Annotated in this window: 16 protein-coding genes; 2 read left to right on the forward strand and 14 right to left on the reverse strand. The window is 67.8% G+C overall.

The window, feature by feature from the left end; genetic code table 11:
- Positions 1–182 precede the first annotated feature (182 nt).
- A complete protein-coding gene (locus ACFOPH_RS07825; RefSeq protein WP_379734585.1) occupies positions 183–1163 on the forward strand; it encodes an LLM class flavin-dependent oxidoreductase in 981 nt (326 codons plus the stop codon).
- Here ACFOPH_RS07825 and ACFOPH_RS07830 read toward each other — a convergent pair.
- From ACFOPH_RS07830 to ACFOPH_RS07840, 3 genes are all read right to left on the reverse strand, one after another.
- Positions 1153–2952 (reverse strand): amidohydrolase, encoded by a 1800-nt coding sequence (locus ACFOPH_RS07830; RefSeq protein ID WP_379734587.1) that lies wholly within the window; start codon positions 2950–2952, stop codon positions 1153–1155. The genes ACFOPH_RS07825 and ACFOPH_RS07830 overlap by 11 nt on opposite strands.
- The gene (locus ACFOPH_RS07835) at positions 2949–4550 is read right to left on the reverse strand and encodes a phytoene desaturase family protein (RefSeq protein ID WP_379734589.1); all 1602 of its coding nucleotides are present in this window, start codon (positions 4548–4550) and stop codon (positions 2949–2951) included. The genes ACFOPH_RS07830 and ACFOPH_RS07835 overlap by 4 nt, the downstream gene beginning before the upstream one ends.
- Positions 4551–4657: 107 nt before the next feature.
- On the reverse strand, positions 4658–4972 hold the full coding sequence (locus tag ACFOPH_RS07840; RefSeq protein WP_379734591.1) for a hypothetical protein: 315 nt from the start codon (positions 4970–4972) through the stop codon (positions 4658–4660).
- Positions 4973–5226: 254 nt separating this feature from the next.
- On the opposite strand from ACFOPH_RS07840, the gene ACFOPH_RS07845 reads away from it, so the two are divergent.
- Entirely contained in the window at positions 5227–5799 is a 573-nt protein-coding gene (locus ACFOPH_RS07845) for a gamma carbonic anhydrase family protein (RefSeq protein ID WP_379734593.1), read from the forward strand.
- Positions 5800–5877: 78 nt separating this feature from the next.
- Here ACFOPH_RS07845 and ACFOPH_RS07850 read toward each other — a convergent pair whose 3' ends face one another.
- From ACFOPH_RS07850 to catA, 11 genes are all read right to left on the reverse strand, one after another.
- Positions 5878–8079, reverse strand: coding sequence for an OsmC domain/YcaO domain-containing protein (locus tag ACFOPH_RS07850; RefSeq protein ID WP_379734595.1), 2202 nt, complete (start codon positions 8077–8079; stop codon positions 5878–5880).
- A 148-nt stretch (positions 8080–8227) separates the two neighbouring features.
- Entirely contained in the window at positions 8228–8878 is a 651-nt protein-coding gene (locus ACFOPH_RS07855) for a CoA transferase subunit B (protein WP_379734597.1), read from the reverse strand.
- Positions 8875–9540: a 3-oxoacid CoA-transferase subunit A gene (locus ACFOPH_RS07860; protein WP_379734599.1), complete on the reverse strand. Its 666-nt coding sequence runs from the start codon at positions 9538–9540 to the stop codon at positions 8875–8877. Before ACFOPH_RS07860 ends, ACFOPH_RS07855 begins: the two co-directional genes overlap by 4 nt.
- 65 nt (positions 9541–9605) lie before the next feature.
- Positions 9606–10961 (reverse strand): MFS transporter, encoded by a 1356-nt coding sequence (locus tag ACFOPH_RS07865; RefSeq protein WP_379734601.1) that lies wholly within the window; start codon positions 10959–10961, stop codon positions 9606–9608.
- A gap of 57 nt (positions 10962–11018) precedes the next feature.
- Complete coding sequence (locus ACFOPH_RS07870) at positions 11019–12272, reverse strand: benzoate/H(+) symporter BenE family transporter (RefSeq protein WP_379734603.1); 1254 nt, start codon at positions 12270–12272, stop codon at positions 11019–11021.
- Between the two features lie 34 nt (positions 12273–12306).
- The gene (gene pcaD, locus ACFOPH_RS07875) at positions 12307–13086 is read right to left on the reverse strand and encodes a 3-oxoadipate enol-lactonase (RefSeq protein ID WP_379734605.1); all 780 of its coding nucleotides are present in this window, start codon (positions 13084–13086) and stop codon (positions 12307–12309) included.
- A gap of 2 nt (positions 13087–13088) precedes the next feature.
- On the reverse strand, positions 13089–13886 hold the full coding sequence (locus ACFOPH_RS07880; protein ID WP_379734607.1) for a 1,6-dihydroxycyclohexa-2,4-diene-1-carboxylate dehydrogenase: 798 nt from the start codon (positions 13884–13886) through the stop codon (positions 13089–13091).
- A gap of 1 nt (position 13887) precedes the next feature.
- Entirely contained in the window at positions 13888–14907 is a 1020-nt protein-coding gene (gene benC, locus ACFOPH_RS07885) for a benzoate 1,2-dioxygenase electron transfer component BenC (RefSeq protein ID WP_379734609.1), read from the reverse strand.
- Positions 14908–15036: 129 nt separating this feature from the next.
- Positions 15037–15540, reverse strand: a complete 504-nt coding sequence (benB, locus tag ACFOPH_RS07890) for a benzoate 1,2-dioxygenase small subunit (RefSeq protein ID WP_312553016.1) — start codon at positions 15538–15540, stop codon at positions 15037–15039.
- Complete coding sequence (benA, locus tag ACFOPH_RS07895) at positions 15537–16928, reverse strand: benzoate 1,2-dioxygenase large subunit (protein ID WP_379734611.1); 1392 nt, start codon at positions 16926–16928, stop codon at positions 15537–15539. The genes benB and benA overlap by 4 nt, the downstream gene beginning before the upstream one ends.
- 22 nt (positions 16929–16950) lie before the next feature.
- Entirely contained in the window at positions 16951–17871 is a 921-nt protein-coding gene (catA, locus tag ACFOPH_RS07900) for a catechol 1,2-dioxygenase (RefSeq protein WP_312553010.1), read from the reverse strand.
- Positions 17872–17880 lie beyond the last annotated feature (9 nt).

Here is a 17880-nt window from a genome sequence, read left to right on the forward strand (position 1 = left end):
GCGCTCTGCGGGAATCGGCGCAATCGACTATCATCCGGTGATCATCAGCGCTGCTGCCGGGTCGGTCCCGGCCAGGCGCCGCCCCATGTGTTGACCAGTCCTTCGGCCCTGTCCTTCGACCTGTCCATCCTTGCGGCGCGGCCGCTTCCGCAGCGCGCCTACCCCACATCAAGGACACCGCAATGACCCCACTTTCCATTCTCGAACTCGGCCGCGTGCGCCAGGGCTCGGACCGCCGCGCCGCCCTCGACGAGGCCAGGACCGTGGCCCAGCATGCCGAGCGGCTGGGTTACCGCCGCATCTGGGTGGCCGAGCACCACAACATGCCAGCCGTGACCACGGCCGCCACCTCGCTCGTGATCGCCCACATCGCCGCCGGCACCAGCACCATCCGCGTCGGCGCCGGCGGCGTGATGCTGCCGAATCACGCGCCCTACCTGATCGCCGAGCAGTTCGGCACCCTGGAAACGCTGTTCCCCGGCCGTATCGACCTCGGGCTGGGCCGCGCGCCCGGCACCGACCAGACCACCCTGCGCGCCCTGCGCCGCAGCCCGGCCAGCGCCGAGAACTTCCCCCAGGACGTGCTCGAGCTGCAGGCCTTCCTCGCGCCCGACGGCGAGGTCGGCGGCATCGAGGCGGTGCCGGGCTCGGGCACCGCGGTGCCGCTCTGGATCCTTGGTTCGAGCATGTTCGGCGCCCAGCTGGCGGCCCACCTGGGTCTGCCATACGGCTTCGCCTCGCACTTCGCGCCGCAGATGCTGCACCAGGCGCTCGAGTATTACCGTTCCCACTTCAAGCCCTCGGCGCAACTGGACAAGCCCTACGCCCTGGTCGGCGTGAACGTCATCGCGGCCGATACCGACGAGGAAGCGCGCTACCTGGCGACCTCGCAGCAGATGGCGTTTGCCGACCTGTTCCGCGGCGTTTCGGGATTGATGCAGCCGCCGGTCGACGATATCGAGGCCTACTGGACGCCCGCGGAGAAATTCCAGGCCGGACGGATGCTGGGCTGCAGCGTGATCGGCAGCCGCGACACCGTGCGCGCGGGTTTGAACAAGCTGGTCGCCGAGACCGGCGCCGACGAACTGATGATCGTGTGCGACGTCTTCGATCCGGCCAAACGGCTGAAGTCGCTGGAGATCGTGGCCGATCTCATGGCCTGAAGGGCTTGCGGTTCAGTTCCCCGGCTTCGTACACGACCTTGCCGCCGACCACGGTCTGCAGCACCCGGATGCTGGCGATGTCCTCGTCCGGAACGGTGAAGAAGTGACGGTCGAGGACGATCAGGTCGGCCAGTTTTCCCACCTCCAGCGATCCGGTCGCGGCCTCCTGCCTCAGGGTCCAGGCCGCGTGCATGGTCGCCGCCCGCAGCACCGCCGCGCGCGGCATGCCGGGTTGGGCGGTCAGGCGTCCGGCATATTCCTTGCCGGCGCCCGGTGCGGCGGTGCGCGTGACCGCGACTTTCAGCGCAAACCACGCGTCCAGCGGATCGACCGGCCAGTCGCTGCCGTAGGCGACGCGCGCGCCGGCGTCCAGCAGCAGTGCCTGCGGCTGGACCGTCGCGTAGCGCGCCGGGCCGAGATAGGGAGCGAGCGCACCAACGGTGTCCGGCGCCGGCTTGGCCCACTGGAAGGACAGCACGGGCGTGACGTCGAGTTGGGCGAAGCGCGCGTAGTCGCCCGGGTCCACGATCTCGGCATGGGCGAGCGCCGGGCGTGTCCGCTTCCCCTCTTCCGTGGCGCGCAGCGCGGCAACGGCATCGAGCGACTCGCGCACGGCACGGTCGCCGTCGGCATGGATGTGCGGGTCGATGCCCGCCCGGGCCAGTTCCACTAGCGTGGCGCGCAGGACCGGCGCCGGGAAGTAGCTCGATGGACCGCTGCTCGTCCCCGGCTGCCAGTCCGGCTGGTCTGCGGTTCCCTTGTTGACCAGGTAAGGCGCGAGCATGGCGCCGGTGAAGGCGGGCGCGGCGATCACGCCATCCATGAACAGCTTGGCGTGGCGCACCTGCATCGAGGGTGCGGCGCGGGTCGGTCCCTGGTCGAAGCGCGCTTGCTGTTTCACCACCTCGGCAACGGCGCCTTGCGGGCTCGCTCCCTTGTCCAGCTCGACCAGCACCGCGAAGTGGGCGCGCGCGGTGAGCCCACCCTGGCGCTGCAGCGTGGCGAAGGCCGTCATGGTCTCGATGTCGGTCCAGGCGTCGAGGAAGCTGGTGATGCCCTGGCGCCGCATCGCGGTCAGCGCCGCCTTCGACGCGGCCAGGTTCTCCGGTCCCGTCAAGGGCGGCAGCAGGCGCATCGCCAGGTCCTGGGCCGCGTCTTCCAGCAGGCCCGTTGCCGCGCCGCCCGCGTCGCGCATGATCCTGCCGCCGGCCGGATCGGGTGTGTCGCGCCGGATGCCCGCCAGCGCGATCGCCCGCGAATTGAGTTGCACCGAATGGCCGAAGGAGGAACGCACGATGACCGGGCGCGCCGTCCGCAAGGCGTCCAGGATCGCGGCCGTGGTGACCGTGCCTACGGGCCGCATCCCCTGCTGGAACCAGTTCACCACCAGCAGCGGGCGGTCAGGCGCCGTGGTTTTGTCGCGGTCGAGGCAGGCCTGGATGCGGGCCTGGAACTGCGGCACGGTGAGCGGCAGGTAATCCAGGCTGCAGTTGAGCAGGCGGCTGCCGCCCGACTGCGGATGCATGTGGGCGTCGACCAGGCCCGGCATCAGCATGCGGCCCCGCAGGTCGATGACGCGGGTGCGCCTGCCGATCAGCGGCTTGACGCCCGCATTCTCGCCCACGTACACGATGCGCCCGGCGCGCACCGCCAGCGCCTGCTGCACGCTGTCCTGGCCGTCGACGGTGTAGACATGGCCGTTGCGGTAGACCAGGTCGGCCGCCGGTGCGTCCGCCCGCGCGGCCACCGCCGCCAGCGGCAACAGCGCGCACAGGAGCGCCCTGCTCATGCGCGCCGCCGCGCCACGTCGCGCAGCACCTCGCGCGCCGCATTGTGCCCCGGCGCCCCGGTCACACCGCCGCCCGGGTGGGTGCCCGCGCCGCAGGTGTACAGGCCGGCGATGGGACCGCGGTAGTCGGCATGACCGAGCATCGGCCGCGCAGCGAACAGCTGGTCCAGCCCCAGGGCGCCGTGGAAGATGTCGCCGCCCACCAGCCCGAAGGTGCGCTCCAGGTCGAGCGGGCTCATGATCTGCCGGCCCAGCACCGAACGCCTGAAGTTCGGGGCCCAGCGGTCGACGGTGTCGATCATCAGGTCGGCCACGCGCTCGCGGTGCGCGTCCCAGCTCGACCCGTCGGGCAGTGCGGGCGCGACGTGCTGGCAGAACAGGCTGGCCACGTGCTGGCCGGGCGGCGCCAGCGTCGAATCGAGCGTCGACGGAATCAGCATCTCGACGATCGGCTCGCGCGACCAGCCATGGAGGCGCGCATCGATCCAGGCGTGCTCCATGTACTGCAGGCTGGGCGCGATGACGATGCCGCTGCCGTGGTGTTCCTGCGCCTCGGTGCCGGGCAGGCAGCGGAAGCTGGGCAGCTCCGACAGCGCCACGTTCATGCGGAAGGTGCCGGACCCGCAGCGCCAGCCCTGCATGCGGCGCAGGAAGTCGCCAGGCAACGCGCCGGGATCGACCAGCTTCGTGTACAGCAGGCGCGGGTTCAGGTTCGAGACGACCACGCGCGCATCGAAGCGCTCGCCCTTGCCTGTGACCACACCGCTGGCACGCCCCTCCTCCAGCAACACCTCGCGCACGCCGTCGCCGAGGCGGATCTCGACACCGAGCGCCTGGGCCGCCTTCGCCATCGCCTGGGTGATCGCGCCCATGCCGCCGATGGCGTGTCCCCAGGCCCCCTTCTTGCCGTTCACTTCGCCGAAGACGTGGTGCAGCAGCACGTAGGCCGACCCGGGCGCGTAGGGGCTGGCGTAGTTGCCGACCACGCTGTCGAAGCCGAAGGCGGCCTTGATCGGCGCGCTCTCGAACCAGCCGTCGAGGTAGTCGCCGGCCGACTTGGTGAACAGGTCGAGCAGTTCGCGCTGGCTGGCGAGCGACAGGCCGCGCATCCGGTTGCCGAGCTTGCCGGCCTTGACCAGCTCGGGCAGCGCGGCCAGCCAGTTGCCTTGCACCCGGTTCGGCGGCGTCTGCAGCACCAGTTCGCGCAGCAAGTCGGCGGCGGCGTCCAGGTGACTGGCGTAGGCATCGAGCCTGGCGGCGTCGCGCTGCGAGAATTTGGCCACCTCGGCCGCCGTCCGGCCGGCGCCGACTTTCAGGTAGCGCCGGTCGTCCAGCGGCAGGAAGTTCGACAGGGGCCGCTCTACGACGCGCAGGCCGTGGCCGGCCAGGTCCATGTCGCGGATGACCTTGGGATTGAGCAGGGAGACCGTGTAGGACGCGACCGAATTACGGAAACCCGGGTGGAATTCCTCGGTGACGGCGGCGCCGCCGACGACCTGGCGCTGCTCGATGACGGTGACTTTCAGGCCGGCGCGGGCCAGGTAGAAGGCACACACCAGGCCATTGTGGCCGGCTCCGATGATGATGGCGTCGCGCATCCGTTTCCTCCCTGGGGAACGCGTGCATTATGCGCCGGATGCGGGGCGGCGCGCACCTCGTAGATCGACGAGGTCTGCGCGTTGCCGGATTCGTCGTCCGAACCGGCTCAGTCGGCCGCGACGCGCCGGCTGTTTTCCTCCCGCGCCGGACCCCGCTCCTGCTTGCGTCGTTCGCTGACCATTTCCCTGGTCACCTCGCGCTCGTAGCAGATCGGCGCATAACCGCCTTTGCGGCTCCAGGCGCTGCGGCCGCCGCAGGCGCTGCCGTTGCGCGTGACGTTGTAGGGACAGGGGCAGCGGCCCGGATACGAGGCGATCGATTCGTCGATGATGCGTTGCTTGATCTGCCGCTCGCTGGCCTGCGTGCCCTCCCTGGCGGCCGCGGGAGCGAGCGCGATGGCGCACAACAGAAGGACGAGCATGCGTCCTGCATGGTTTCTTGTAGACATGGCGTTCCGGGATGAGAAGAGTCGGTCGAGGGCCGGCCAGCAGCAGGCAGCCGGTCCTGACTATACTGAAATTTCCCACGCGAAAATCCTCGCATTCTCACAGGCAGCGCCAAGCCTGCTGCGCGTCGATGTCCCGGCCGGTCGAACTTATTCGCGTTCCGGCGGCCTAAACCGACAGGACGGGAAGCGCCCGCGCGCCCTCCCCCGCACATTCACAGGAGCTGACAATGTCGATCACCGGCTATCTCGATTTCCACCCCGAGATCGGAGGGCGGGCCTTCGTGCACGAGTCGGCGCAAGTGATCGGCGAGGTGCGCATCGGCGACGACAGCTCGATCTGGTGCAACGCCGTCCTGCGCGGCGACGTCAACCACATCCATGTCGGGCGCTGCACCAACATCCAGGATTTCACCATCGGCCACGTCTCGCACCGCAGCGAACACAACCCGGTCGGCACGCCGCTGGTCATCGGCGACTACGTCACGGTCGGCCATTCGGTGATCATCCATGGCGCCACCATCGGCAACAACTGCCTGATCGGCATGGGCGCGATCCTGATGGACGACGTCGTCATCCAGGACCATGTCCTGGTCGGCGCCGGCAGCCTGGTCGCGCCGGGCAAGGTGCTGGAAAGCGGATTTCTCTACCTGGGACGGCCGGCGCGGCGGGTGCGGCCCTTGACGGAGGACGAGCTGGGCCAGGTGCGCTACCTGGCCGAGCATTACGTGCGGCTCAAGGACAATTACCTGGCCACGGCGGCAGCGCCTGTAGTGGCCGGCGTGGAGGCGCACGAGGATTGAGGGCCATGAATACCCTGTCGCCAGGGCCGCAGCGCCCTGGCCAGGACGGCTGGTGCCGTCCCGGCCACGAAACGCCTATCAGGTGGACGCCGCCGCCTTCGCCCGCGCGGCATGCAGCTTCTTGTAGCTGTCCATCAGGCGATGGTGCCGGTCAAGCCCCTCGAGTTGCATGCTGGTCGGGGTCAGGCCGAAGAAGCGCACGCTGCCGTCCACCGAGCCCAGCGCCGCGTCCATGCGCGCGTTGCCGTACATACGGCGGAAGTTGACGACGTAATCGTCGAGCTCCAGCTCCTCGTCGAGCACCACTTCCAGCACCACGTTCAGCGCCTGGTAGAACAGGCGGCGCTCGACGGTGTTGTCGTTGTACTGGAGGAAGGCGCCGACCAGCTCGTGGGCCTCCTCGAAGCGCTTCAGGGCGAGGTTGATCAGCAGCCGCAGCTCGAGCACGGTGAGCTGGCCCCAGTCGGTGTTCGCGTCGAATTCGATGCCGATCAGGCTGGCGATGTCGGAATATTCGTCCAGCTCGTTGTTCTCCAGGCGATCGAGCAGGTCCGCCAGGCTGTCGTCATCCAGGCGATGCAGGTTCAGGATGTCTTCGCGGAACAGCAGCGCCTTGTTGGTGTTGTCCCAGACCAGGTCCTCGACCGGGTAGATTTCCGAGTAGCCGGGCACGATGATGCGGCAGGCGGTCGCGCCGAGCTGGTCGTAGACCGCCGTGTAGACTTCCTTGCCCATCTCTTCCAGGATGCCGAACAGGGTCGCGGCTTCCTGGACGTTCGAATCCTCGCCCTGGCCCGAGAAATCCCACTCGACGAAATCGTAGTCGGATTTCGCGCTGAAGAAGCGCCAGGACACCACGCCGCTGGAATCGATGAAGTGCTCGACGAAGTTATAAGGCTCGGTCACGGCTTCGCTGGCGAAGGTCGGCTGCGGCAGGTCGTTCAGGCCCTCGAAGCTGCGCCCCTGCAGCAATTCGGTCAGGCTGCGCTCCAGCGCCACCTCGAAGCTCGGGTGGGCGCCGAAGGAAGCGAACACGCCGCCGGTCTTCGGGTTCATCAGGGTCACGCAGGCTACCGGATACTGGCCGCCCAGCGAGGCATCCTTGACCAGCACCGGGAAGCCCTGCTCTTCCAGCCCCTTGATGCCGGCGAGGATGCCCGGGTATTTGTCCAGCACGTGTTGCGGCACGTCGGGCAGCGCCAGCTCGCCTTCCAGGATCTCGCGCTTGACGGCGCGTTCGAAGATCTCGGACAGGCACTGCACCTGGGCTTCGGCCAGGGTGTTCCCGGCGCTCATGCCGTTGCTGGCGTACAGGTTCTCGATCAGGTTGGACGGGAAGTACACGGTCTCGCCGTCCGAATGGCGCACATAGGGGAAGGACACGATGCCGCGCTCGACGTTGCCCGAGTTGGTGTCGACCAGGTGCGAGCCGCGCAGCTCGCCGTCGGGGTCGTAGACCTCGAGGCAGTAGGCGTCGAGGATCTCGCTCGGGAGTGCATCGTCGGGGCCGGGCTGGAACCATCGCTCGTTCGGGTAGTGCACGAAGTCGGCGTTGGCGATCTCTTCGCCCCAGTAGGAGCCGGCATAGAAATGGTTGTTGCTCAGGCGCTCGATGTACTCGCCCAGGGCCGAGGCCAGGGCGCTTTCCTTGGTCGCGCCCTTGCCGTTGGTGAAGCACATCGGCGAATGCGCGTCGCGGATGTGCAGCGACCACACGTTCGGCACGATATTGCGCCAGGAAGCGATCTCGATCTTGATGCCCCAGGACGCCAGCTTGCCCGCCATGTTGGCGATGGTTTCCTCGAGCGGCAGGTCCTTGCCCGGGATATAGGTGCGCGCTGCGGCGTCCGGCTGCAGGGTCAGCAGGGCCTGGGCGTCGGCGTCCAGGCTTTCGACTTCCTCGATCACGAATTCCGGCCCCTGCTGCACCACCTTCTTGACGGTGCAGCGGTCGATCGAACGCAGGATGCCCTGGCGGTCCTTGTCGGAGATGTCTGCCGGGAGCTCGACCTGGATCTTGAAGATCTGGGCGTAGCGGTTTTCCGGGTCGACGATGTTGTTCTGCGAGAGGCGGATGTTCTCGGTCGGGATGTTGCGGGTGTCGCAGTACAGCTTCACGAAGTATGCCGCGCACAGGGCCGACGAGGCCAGGAAGTAGTCGAAAGGACCGGGGGCCGAGCCGTCGCCCTTGTAGCGGATCGGCTGGTCGGCGATGACGGTGAAGTCGTCGAACTTGGCTTCCAGGCGCAGCTTGTCGAGGAAGTTGACTTTGATTTCCATGGGAATTCCAGATGAATGCACAAACGAGATCGGGCATTATCCCCGGTTTCGCCGCGCCAGCATAGGCAAAAATGAAAAAGCCCTGTAAAAACAGGGCTTTATGCTTCGAATAACTGCGCTTATGGCTTGGTATCCGCTGCCTGGCTGCTCATCCGCCAGCGCTAGGTGCCAGCAGCGGCGCGTTTGTTACCGCCTGCAATTCGTCGAACGTGAGCCCCGGCGCCATCTCGCGCACGCGCAGGCCGTCAAGCGTGACGTCGATCACCGCCAGGTCGGTATAGATGCGGTTCACGCAGGCCACGCCGGTCAGCGGATAGCTGCACGCGCGCACGATCTTGCTCTCGCCCGTCTTGGTCTGGTGGTCCATCATCACGAACACCTGCTTGGCGCCGATGGCGAGATCCATGGCGCCGCCGACGGCCGGAATCGCGTCCGGGGCGCCGGTGTGCCAGTTCGCCAGGTCCCCTTTTTCGGAGACCTGGAACGCGCCCAGCACGCAGATGTCGAGGTGGCCGCCGCGCATCATGGCAAACGAGTCGCCGTGATGGAAATAGCTGCCGCCGGTCAGCAGGGTCACAGGCTGCTTGCCGGCGTTGATCAGGTCCTCGTCTTCCTCGCCGGGCGCGGGGGCCGGACCCATGCCGAGCAGGCCGTTCTCGCTGTGCAGGAAGACTTCGCGGTCGCTCGGCAGGTAGTTGGCGACCTTGGTCGGCAGGCCGATGCCGAGATTCACGTAGGCGCCCTCGTGGATATCCTGGGCCACGCGCGCGGCGATCTGGTCTCTGGTAAAGCGGTTCATGTTGCCTCCTTCACGACGCGCTGGACGAAGATGCCCGGGGTGACGATCACCTCGGGGTCGAGTTCGCCCAGCGGGACAATTTCGGATACCTGGGCGATCGTCACCTTGGCGGCCATCGCCATGATCGGGCCGAAGTTGCGCGCGGTCTTGCGGTACACCAGGTTGCCCCAGCGGTCGCCCTTGTTTGCCTTGATGAGGGCGAAGTCGGCGTGGATCGGGGACTCGAGAACGTAATGGCGGCCGTCGATCAGGCGGGTTTCCTTGCCTTCGGCCAGCAGGGTGCCGTAGCCGGTCGGGGTGAAGAAGCCGCCGATGCCGGCGCCGGCGGCGCGGATGCGTTCGGCCAGGTTGCCCTGCGGGGTCAGTTCGAGTTCGATCTCGCCGGCGCGATACAGCGCGTCGAAGTGGTGCGAGTCGGCCTGGCGCGGAAACGAGCAGACGATCTTGCGTACGCGCTTGGCCGCGAGCAGCGCGGCCAGGCCGGTGTCGCCGTTGCCGGCGTTGTTGTTGACGATCGTGAGCTCGCGCGCGCCTTGCGCGATGAGGGCATCGATCAGTCTTGATGACATGCCCGCGTTGCCGAAGCCTCCGATCATGACGGTCGCGCCGTCGTGCACGTCGGCGACGGCACGCTCCAGCGATGCATAGGTTTTGTCGATCATGGTTGTGTATGAAAATGCGCGGCGGGCCGGTTTGCCGCACCGCGCGGATTGAACGAAAAAGCCGCTCAGGCAGCCTTGCTGGTCTGACTGGCCGGACTGGCCAGCGGCGCCGATGCGGCGGCGGAGCGTTCGTGGCGGATCAGCGATACCGCGACCGTGGCCACGACGGCGGGGATCGCGATCGCCAGGAAGTTCTGCTGCAGCGGCAGCGCCATGCCCACCAGGGTGCCGATCACGATCGGCGCCAGGATCGCGCCGCTGCGGCCGACGCCGGATGCCCAGCCGATGCCGGTCGAGCGGATCGCGCTCGGGTAGAACTGGCCGGCATAGGCATAGGTCACGATCTGGGTGCCGATGGTCGACGCCCCCGCCAGGCCCACCAGCAGGAACAGGACCGGGGTCGGCACCGGGTAGCCGAGCAAGGTGATCGACACCGCCGCCAGCGCATACATGGCGACCAGCACGTACTTGATATGGAAGCGGTCCGCCAGCCAGCCGCCGCCGACCGCGCCGATCACGGCGCCGAAGTTCAGCACCAGGACGAAGGTCAGCGCCGAACCGAGGCTGTAGCCGGCGCCGGCCATCAGCTTGGTCAGCCAGGAGCTCAGCGCATACACCATGAACAGGCACATGAAGAAGGCGACCCAGAACATCAGGGTGCTGAAGGCGCGGCCGTCCTGGAACAGCTTGCCGACCGGCGCGCCCGAGGCGCGATCGACGACCGGAAGCGCGAAGCTGTCGCCGGGCTGGGCGCGGAAGTCCGGGGCGAGGCGCAGCAGGACCGCCTTCAGTTCCTCGAAGCGCCCCTGCTTGACCAGGAAAGGCATCGATTCCGGCATCGATTTCAGGACGAAGGGGATCAGGAGGACCGGCAAGCCGGCCGCCAGGAACACCGACTGCCAGCCGTACTGCTCGATCAGTCCCTTGCCGAGGACGGCGGCCAGCATGCCGCCGACGGCATAGCCGCTGAACATCAGGGTCACCATCGTCGCCCGGATCTTGCGCGGCGAGTATTCGGTCATCTGCGCGACCACGTTCGGCATCACGCCGCCGATGCCCAGGCCGGCGAGGAAGCGCATCACGCTGAACACGTAGGGGTCCTTGGTCAGGCCGGCGGCGGCCGTGAACACGCTGAACAGCGCCAGGCAGATCACGATGGCCCAGCGCCGGCCGATGCGGTCGGCCAGCGTGCCGAGGAAGATGGCGCCGAACATCATGCCGAACAGCGCCGAACTGACCATGAAGCCGGCGTCCTGCGCCGTCACGCCCATGTCCTGCATGATCGACGGCAGCGCGATGCCGGCCACCGCCAGGTCGTAGCCGTCGCAAATGATGATGATGGCGCACCACAGCAGCAGCCTGGCGTGGAAGCCGTTGAATGCCGCCGCGTCGGCGATCTTGTGTATGTCGATGTGTCGCATGAACCTGTCTCCGTTATCGTTGATGTCGTTTGAACTGCGAACCTGCCTGCTGCTTTTTTATTTGCTCTCCTTGTGCGAACGCCTTGCGTGAAGAATCCAGTACGCGAGCATGCCGATCACGATGCCCCAGAAGGCCGAGCCGAGGCCGAGGAAGCGCATGTCCGAGGCGGTCGCCAGGAAGGTGACGACCGCGGCTTCGCGGTGATCCTCGGCGGCGACGATGCCGCCCAGGTTGGCGGCGATCGGCGCCAGCAGGGCCAGGCCGGCCAGCGTGATCACGAGCTCCTTCGGCAGGGCGGCGAACAGCATCACGATCGAGCCGCCGCACAGGCCCGCCAGCAGGTAGAACACGCCGTTGGCGATGCCGGCGACGTAGCGCCGGCGCGGGTCCTGGTGGGCGTCCGTCCCGGTGCACATGGCGGCGGTAATGGCGGCGATCGCGATCGTGATCCCGCCGGTCACCGCCACCGCCAGCGACACCAGGCTGTTGATGCCCATGATCGGGCGCACCGGGGTGTCGTAGCCCGAGGTCTTGAGGACGGCCATGCCGGGCAGGTACTGGCCGGCGAGCGTGACCAGCACTAGCGGCAAGGCCAGGCTGAAGGTACTGGCCCAGGACCAGGCCGGCCGGATGAACTGCGGCGCCACCAGCTGCAGCGCGACGCCCGAGAAATGCGTGGCGCCCTGGGCCAGCGCCAGCAGCACGCCGGCCACCAGCAGCAGCAAGACGCTGTAGCGCGCGGCCCAGCGCCGGAACACCAGATAGGCCAGGATCATGCCGCAGGCCAGCAGCGGCAGCGTGGCGGTCGCGCGAAAGGCGTTCAGGCCGAAGGGCAGCAGAATCCCCGCCATCATGCCGCTGGCCACGCCCTTCGGCACCAGCGCCATCAGGCGGTCGAAACTGCCGGACAGGCCGATGACGAGCAGGATCGCGGCGGCCGTCAGGTAGGCGCCGACCGCCTCGTTCAGCGACAGGCCGGGAAACAGCGCGATCAGCAAGGCGGTGCCGGGCGCCGACCAGGCGGTGATGATGGGCGCGCGCAGCATCCAGCTCAGGACGATGCCCGAGACGGCGGCGCCGATCAAGATGCCCCAGACCCAGGAGGCGAAGGTGGCGCTGTCGGCGTTCGCGGCCTGGGCCGCCTGGTAGAAGATCGCGAGCGGTCCAGTGAACGAGACCAGCACGGCGAGGAAGCCCGCCGTCACGCTCGACACCGACCAGTCGGACCAGCTGCGGCCAGCATGGACCGTCTCTGGCCGCCCGGTTTCCGGCACGGCCTGCGCCGCACTGCGTTGATCCGTCTGCAGCATGCGTGTCTCCTCTGGAGGTATGCCGCTGGCCGCTTCAGGCCAGCAGGAAGGATGCGACGGCGTCGCTGAAGCGGTCCGGCGCCTCCACGTTCGACAGGTGCGATGCCGGCAGGCTCACCAGCGCCGCGCCCTTGACCGCGCCGGCCAGCGCCTGGGCGTCGGCCACCGTCGTCACGGGATCGTCGGCGCCGGCGATGACCAGCGTGGGCGCCGCGATCCGCTGCAGGTCCGGCGTCAGGTCGGCCGTGGCCAGGGCCTCGCAACAGGCCGCGTAGCCTTCCGGGTCGAGGCCGCGCACGGTTTTCTGCATCGCCCCCACGATCACGGGCTGGCGCGCGAGGAAGGCCGGGGTGAACCAGCGCGCGGGCGAGCCGGCGGCGATCTCGTTCATGCCGTTCGCCCGCACCGCCGCCGCCCGCGCCTGCCAGGCTTCGGCGCTGCCGATCTTCGAGGCCGTATTCGCCAGCACCAGCTTGCCGATGCGCCCGGGTGCGTGCACGCCCAGCCATTGGGCGGTGACGCCACCCATCGACAGGCCGACGACGTGCGCGCGTTCGATGTCGAAATGGTCCAGCAACGCAATCACGTCGGCGCCCAGCTGCGCGATCGTGTAGGGGCCGCGCGGGGCGCTGGAGGCGCCATGGCCGCGCGTGTCGTAGCGCAGGACGTGGAAGCGCGTCGCCAGCACGGCGGCCTGCGCGTCCCACATCGAGAAATCGGTGCCGAGCGAATTCGACAGCACGACGGCCGGACGCTTGCGGTCGCCGTCGCAGCGGACGTGGAGCGTCACGCCATTCACGGATATGCTGGTCATGTTCACCCCTGGTCGCCGCCGGCCACCGGCAGCACGCTGCCGGTGATGTAGGACGCCTCGCTCGAGGCCAGGAACAGGATCGCGGCGACCTGCTCGTCTATGCTGCCGTAGCGGCCCATCAGGCTCGACGAGACGGTCTGGTCGACGATGCCCTGGTACCAGACCTGCTCCTGCGCGCTCAGCGGCTTGGGGTTGCGCGGCACCACGCGCGGCGGCGCCTCGGTGCCGCCGGTGGCCACGGCATTCACGCGGATGCCGTCGCCGGCATGCTCGAAAGCCAGGCTGGCGGTCAAGGCGTTCACGCCGCCCTTGGCGGCCGAGTACGGAATCCGGTGGATGCCGCGGGTCGCCACCGACGAGACGTTGACGATGGCGCCGCCGCGCTGGGCGATCATGCTTGGGAGCACGGCCCGGCAGCACCACAGGGTCGGGAACAGCGAGCGCCGGATCTCGGCCTCGATCTCTTCCTCCGCGTATTCCTGGTAGGGCTTGGCCCAGATCGTGCCGCCGACGTTATTCACCAGCACGTCGATGCGACCGAACTCGCGCAGCGCGGTTTCCACCAGCGCGGTGGCGCCGGCATAGGTCTCGAGGTCGACCTGCGCCAGGGTGACCAGAGCGCCCAGGGCCTGGGCTTCGGCGCCGACTTCTTCCAGGATGGGGGCGCGGTCGGCCAGCACCAGCTGGGCGCCCTCGCGCGCCGCCGCCAGCGCCACGCCGCGGCCGATGCCCTGGGCCGCGCCGGTGACCACCACCACCTTGTCCTTGAAGCGCGCGCGCGCGTTTGCGTGATCGTTCATGTCATGCTCCTGCGTTCGGCGAGAACTTCTCGTAATGGAAACTGGCCGGCTCGACCCCGATATCGCCCAGCCAGCCGCGCACCGCGTCCACCATCGGCGGCGGGCCGCACAGGTAGACGTCGACCTCGCCGTCGTTCATCCATGCCGGCTCGACGTGGGCGGTGGCGTAGCCCTTGCGCGGATGCGCGCTCTCGGGCGCCGCGACGCAGGTCACGTAGCGGAAGTTCGGGTGCGCTTGCGCGATGCGGTCGAGCTCGTCGATGCCGATCAGGTCGCAGTCGTTGGTGACGGCGTAGACCAGGCGCACCGGATGCGCGAAGCCGCCCTGCTCCAGGCTGCGCAGCATCGACAGGAAAGGCGCGATGCCGGTGCCGCCGGCCAGGAACAGCACCGGGCGCGTCACCGGGCGCAGATAGAAGCTGCCGAAGGGGCCGACGAAAGTGATGGCGTCGCCTTCGCCCGCCTGGCCTGCCAGGTAGCCACTCATGCGCCCGTCCGGCACGTTACGCACCACGAATTCGACGTGGCCGGCGCCGGGCGCCGAACTGAAGGAATACGAGCGCGTCAGCGCGGTGCCGGGCACCTGGACGTTCACGTACTGGCCGGGCAGGAAGCCGGGCGCCGATCCTTCCTCGACGTCGACCGCGAAGCGGATGGTCGAGGGCGAGAACTGTTCGACGCTGGCGATCTTGCCCTGGTAGCTGTGGGCGCCGGACTTGCAGGCCTGCGAGGTGGCCAGGATCTTGACCACGCAATCGGAGGTCGGACGCATCTGGCAGGCCAGCACGAAGCCCTTGGCGGCATCGGCGGCTTCCAGCGCATCCTCGATATAGCTGGACTCGGGCATGTCGTAGCTGCCCGACTCGCAGTGGGCGCGGCAGGTGCCGCAGGCGCCGTCGCGGCAGTCGAGCGGAATGTTGACGCGCTGGCGGTAGGCGGCGTCGGACAGGGTTTCCTTGTCGTTGCACGCAATGAAGCGGGTGATTCCGTCTTCGAACTGCAGGGCGATGTGATGGCTCATCGTCGGTCTCCTAGGCCGCAGGCCGCCCTGCCGGGCTGCGTTGCGGCGATGTTGTGAAGCTGAACTGAAGCTGAACTGAAGCTGAACTGAAGCTGAACTGAAGCTGGCTTGAAGCTGATCTGAAGCTGTCTAGATGTGATAGACGTCGATCACCTGGTGGATGTAGTCGTTCTTCAGCACGACGTACTTGTCCAGGATGCGCGGCTGGCCGCCGCCGGATTCGTGGCCGAAATCGATGACATAGCGCGACATGCCGAAGTACGAGAAGTCGGTCTTGTAGCGGTGGCTCAGCGTGTGCCAGTTGAAGCGCACCGTGACCACGCCGCCGTCCTGCTTCTCGATCTCGATGTTGGCGATGTTGTGGCTGGTGCGGGTATCGGGCACCGTGGCGCTGGAGCGCTCGGTCTTGATCCGGAACACGCGGTCCTCCAGGCCCTGGCGGGTCGGGTAGTAGATCAGCGAGATCTCGCGCTGCGGGTCGCTCACCAGCTGGCCGTCGTCGTCCCAGGACGGCATCCAGAAGCGCGCGTCCGGGTGGTAGCATTCGAGCCAGTCGTCCCAGGCTTCGTCGTCGAGCAGGCGCGCCTCGCGGTACAGGAAGGCGGCCACGTCGTGGATGGCGATGGTGCTCATGCCTGTTCTCCCTTGTCGGATGCCATTTGCCCGGCCTGGGCCTTGCGCATGACCTCGAGCCAGTAGCGGTGCTGCACCGTGTACAGGCCTTCGTCCTCGGTGCGTACGCCGCTCATCACGGGCGCCAGGCCGATTTCCTTGGCCGCCTCGTCCGGACCCTGGATCCAGTGCGAGGCGCCGCGGCACATGTCGTTCCAGGGCATGGCGCTGCCGGCGTAGCCGGCCTGGCAGGCGCGGAATTCCTCCAGGTCGTCGGGCGTGGCCATGCCGCTGACGTTGAAGAAGTCCTCGTACTGGCGGATGCGGCGGGCGCGCGCCTCGTCGGACTCGCCCTTCGGCGCGATGCAGTAGATCGTCACTTCGGTCTTGTCGACCGAGATCGGGCGCAGCAGGCGGATCTGCGACCCGAACTGGTCCATCAGGTAGACGTTCGGGTACAGGCAGAGGTTGCGCGAGCGCTCGACCATCCAGTCGGCGGTCGGCTTGCCGTACTGCGCCGCGTACTCGGCATGGCGCGGGTAGTTCGGCCGGTCCTCGGGATTGGCCCATTGGGTCCAGAGCAGCATGTGGCCGTGGTCGAAGGCGTAGAAGCCGCCGCCCTGGCGTCCCCACTTGCCGGCGTCCATGGCGCGGATCTTGTCCTCGCGCTCGGCCGCTTCCTTGCGCCGGTTGGTGGTCGCCGCATAGTTCCAGTGCACCGCCGAGACGTGGTAACCGTCGGCGCCGTTCTCGGCCTGCAGCTTCCAGTTGCCCTCGAAGGTATAGGTCGAGGCGCCGCGCAGCACTTCCAGGCCATCGGGCGACTGGTTGACGATCATGTCGATGATCTTGGCCGCCTCGCCCAGGAATTCCTCGAGCGGCGGCACGTCCGGGTTCAGGCTGCCGAACAGGAAGCCCTTGTAGTTGGCGAAGCGCGCCAGCTTCTTCAGGTCGTGCGAGCCTTCCTTGTTGAAGCAGTCGGGATAGCCCGCGTCTTCCGGGGCCTTCACCTTCAGGAGCTTGCCGCTGTTGTTGAAGGTCCAGCCGTGGAAGGGACAGGTGTAGGTCGCCTTGTTGCCGCGCTTCAGGCGGCACAGCTGGGCGCCGCGGTGGCTGCAGGCGTTGATGAAGGCATTCAGCTCGCCCTGGCGGTTGCGGGCGATGAACACCGGCTGGCGGCCCATGTGCAGCGTGTAGTAGTCGTTGTTGTTCGGGATCTGGCTCTCGTGGGCCATGTAGATCCAGTTGCCCTCGAAGATGTGCTTCATCTCGAGTTCGAACAGCGCCGGATCGGTGAACGCGCTGCGGTGCAGGCGGTGGTCGCCGGTGTCGTGGTTTTCCACCAGCAGCGCATCGAGGTCGACCTCGCTGCCCACGGGACGCACGGGTACGGGATGGATGGGGATCATGGCATGCTCCTGTCAGGCTGGCTCACGCTGCGGCGCGCTGGCGTTCGACTTGCGCGCTGGGCGCGGCGTCGACCTCGCGGTGCAGGTGGAAATCGAAATCGATCGACGAGAACGGCTTGTCCTGGCCGCGCGCGGCGATCGCGGCCGGGTCCTCGACACGGGTCACCGGCGGCACCAGGCCTTCGCGGCTGGCAAAGGCGAAGTCGTCCCACAGGTATTCGTCGCCGTCGATGTTGATCTGGGTGGTCAGCTTGCGCTGGCCCGGGGCGCTGACGAAAAAGTGGATGTGGGCCGGGCGCTGGCCGTGGCGTCCCAGCAGGCCGAGCAGCGTGGCGGTGCTGCCGCCCGGCGGGCAGCCGTAACCTTTCGGCATGATCGACTGGAAGCCGTAGCGGCCCTGGGCGTCGGTGACGATGGTGCGGCGCAGGTTGAAGTGCGACTGGGTCGCATCGAAGAAGGAGTAGTTGCCCAGCAGGTTGGCGTGCCAGACTTCGACCTTGGCGCCCGGCAGCGGCTTGCCGTCGGCGTCGAATACGGTGCCCTGCATGAAGAGCGTCTCGGCCTGCTCGCTCTCGCTGCCGTCGTCGAGGCGGGCGAAGCCCTGGGCTTCCGGCGCGCCGGCCACGTACAGCGGGCCTTCGATGGTGCGCGGGGTGCCGCCCTCGATGCCGGCGCGGGCCTCGGCTTCGTCGGCGCGGATGTCCATGAAGCGCTCCAGGCCCAGGCCCGGGGTCAGCAGACCCAGCTCGTTGTTCTTGCCGGCGTTGGTGAGGAATTCGACGCCCTTCCAGAATTCGCTCGGCTGGATGTCGAGGTCTTCCATCGCCTTGCACAGGTCGGCGACCAGGCGCAGCACGATGGCCTGCACGCGCGGGTTGGCCGGGCCGTCGGCGGCGTCGACGATCCATTGCTTGGCGAGTAAGTCGATTTGTTGGTGGTTCATGCTTGTCTC

The organism is Massilia haematophila (assembly GCF_042647645.1).
Taxonomy (GTDB): domain Bacteria; phylum Pseudomonadota; class Gammaproteobacteria; order Burkholderiales; family Burkholderiaceae_D; genus Telluria; species Telluria haematophila.